The sequence below is a fragment of the Arthrobacter sp. JCM 19049 genome, from assembly GCF_001310435.1.
Window position 1 is genome coordinate 1 of record NZ_BAXF01000368.1, and the last position, 2,218, is coordinate 2,218.

The following is a 2,218-nucleotide window of genomic DNA, read 5'->3' on the forward strand; positions in this document are numbered from 1 at the left end:
GGCTCCTGGCCGGCCGAGCACCTGGCGGCCCTGGGCGCCAGGCTGGTGGCCACTCTGCGCACCGCGGCGGTGGAAAAGATTGCCATCGCCACCGTCAACGGGCTCCCCGTGCTTGAGGACCCGCTGGCCCAGGCGCTGCTGCAGGCCGGTTTCTACAGCACCCCGCAGGGAATCCGTTTCCGGCGCTAACCCGACCACGGCGCCGCCGGATCCCGACGCGACCCGGCCGGAGCTTACCGATGCAGGAGGAAGAGCAACAATGCCCGAAGGAGATTCGGTCTACCGCCTGGCGCGGCGCATGCGCACGGCCCTAGAGGGGCAGGTGCTGCGCTCCACCGAATTCCGGGTGCCGCAGCTGGCCACCACCAACCTGGCCGGGTACCGGGTGACCGAGGTGGTTCCGCGCGGCAAGCACCTGCTGCTGCGCCTGCACAACCCGGACAGCGAGCAGCCGACGCTGAGCCTGCATTCACACCTGATGATGGAGGGGCGTTGGGACTTCTACGTTCCCGGCGAGCGCTTCAAACGCCCGGCCCATACCGCCCGGGTGATCCTTCGCACCGAGTCGGCGGACGTGGTCGGCTACGACATCCAGCAGCTGCGCCTGGTGCCCACCGACCAGGAATCCGAGCTGGTGGGCCACCTGGGACCTGATCTGCTGGGTCCGGACTGGGATCCCGGGCTGGCGGCGGAGAACCTGCGCTGCGACCCGCGGCGCACCATCGGCACCGCGCTGCTGGACCAGCGCCTGCTGGCCGGCCTGGGCAACATCTACCGCTGTGAGGTGCTGTTTTTGACCCGGCTGCACCCGTTGACCCCGTGCGGGCAGGTGGCGCAGCTGGATCAGCTGGTGGACATGTCCCACCGGCTGATTCAGGCGAACAAGGACCGCGGGCGGCGGGTCACCACCGGCACCGCCCGCACCCGGGACCCGTTCTGGGTCTACGGGCGGGCCGGCAAACCGTGTCTGCGCTGCGGGACCGGGATCCGGTTGCTGAAGCTGGCCGAGGAATCCGGGCAGCACGAACGAGACTGCTATTACTGCCCGCACTGCCAACAGCTGGAACAATAGAACCCATGGCAATGCTCTCCCCGCTACCGGTGCGCAACGGCGTGAACGCCACCCGGCTGCGCCTGCCCGGCTCCGGCCCGTGGCCCACCGTGGCCGATTACCTGCTCGAACGCTTCGGGCATGTTGACCCGGCGGGGATCTTGCGCCGTTTCCAGGACGGGGAGATCGTGGGGCTGGGCGGGCAGCCGCTGGATGCCGGCACACCGTTGGGGCGTCACGACTTCATCTGGTATTACCGTTCCCTGCCGCAGGAGGAGCCGATCCCGTTCCAGGCGCGGATCCTGCACCAGGACGAGCACCTGATCGCGGTGGACAAGCCGCATTTCCTGCCCACCACCCCGGGCGGACGGTTCATCCAGCAGTCCGCGCTGGTGCGCCTGCGCAACCAGACGGGGATCGATGAGCTGGTGCCGATGCACCGGTTGGACCGGGCCACGGCGGGGGTGATCCTCTTTGCGGTCAACCCGCAGACCCGCGGCGCCTACCAGAGCCTGTTTGAACGCCGCGAAATCCGCAAGGGCTACCAGGCGGTGGTTCCGCTGGCTCCCGGGGCCGGCCTGGAAACCGGGAAGGTGCTGCAGGCCGGGGACATCATCGCCGAACGCAGCCCCGCCCAGCTGCGCGAACTCATCCAGAGCCTGCCCCTGGACTTCGCCAACCGGATGACCAAGGTCAAGGGCCAGCTGCGCTCCATCGTGCAGGACGGCGAGCCCAATGCCCGCACCCGAATCAGCCTGGCCGCCCTGGGGCGCAGTGCCGGGCACTTCAGCGGCCTTCCGGTGGCGCTGCTGGACCTGGATCCGCTGACCGGCAAGACACATCAGCTGCGGGTCCACCTGGCCTCGCTGGGTCTGGGCATCATCAATGACGCGTTCTACCCCAGGCTGTGGGACCTGGCCCCGGATGACTACGACCGTCCGCTGCAGCTGCTGGCCAAGTCCATTGCGTTCACCGACCCGCTCAGCGGCCAGGCGCGCAGTTTCACCTCCCAACAGCAGCTGCTGGAGGCCCCACCGGCAGAGTGAGCCGCCCGGACCGCTTCCCGCCCGAGCCCTGGTCAGGGCCGGGCATTCCTCCTAGGCTGGGTGGCACAGCCGTGGGCGGCTCGGCCCGCCCGGGAAGCGAGGTCCGTCATGAGCAGCGGCG

Annotated in this window: 3 protein-coding genes; all 3 read left to right on the forward strand. The window is 69.3% G+C overall.

Going from position 1 to position 2,218, the window contains the following annotated elements:
• Positions 1-189 (forward strand): hypothetical protein (locus JCM19049_RS12245; RefSeq protein ID WP_279403114.1); only part of this gene is annotated, 189 nt, incomplete at its 5' end.
• A gap of 70 nt (positions 190-259) precedes the next feature.
• On the forward strand, positions 260-1,072 hold the full coding sequence (locus JCM19049_RS12250; protein WP_054821733.1) for an Fpg/Nei family DNA glycosylase: 813 nt from the start codon (positions 260-262) through the stop codon (positions 1,070-1,072).
• An 11-nt stretch (positions 1,073-1,083) separates the two neighbouring features.
• Positions 1,084-2,097, forward strand: a complete 1,014-nt coding sequence (locus JCM19049_RS12255; protein ID WP_279403115.1) for a pseudouridine synthase — start codon at positions 1,084-1,086, stop codon at positions 2,095-2,097.
• Positions 2,098-2,218: the final 121 nt, after the last annotated feature.

What these genes read in the sequence shown, in the direction of transcription:
- JCM19049_RS12250 (WP_054821733.1), top strand. Translation starts at nt 260, where the DNA reads ATGCCCGAAGGAGATTCGGTCTACCGCCTGGCGCGGCGCATGCGCACG.
- JCM19049_RS12255 (WP_279403115.1), top strand. Translation starts at nt 1,084, where the DNA reads ATGCTCTCCCCGCTACCGGTGCGCAACGGCGTGAACGCCACCCGGCTG.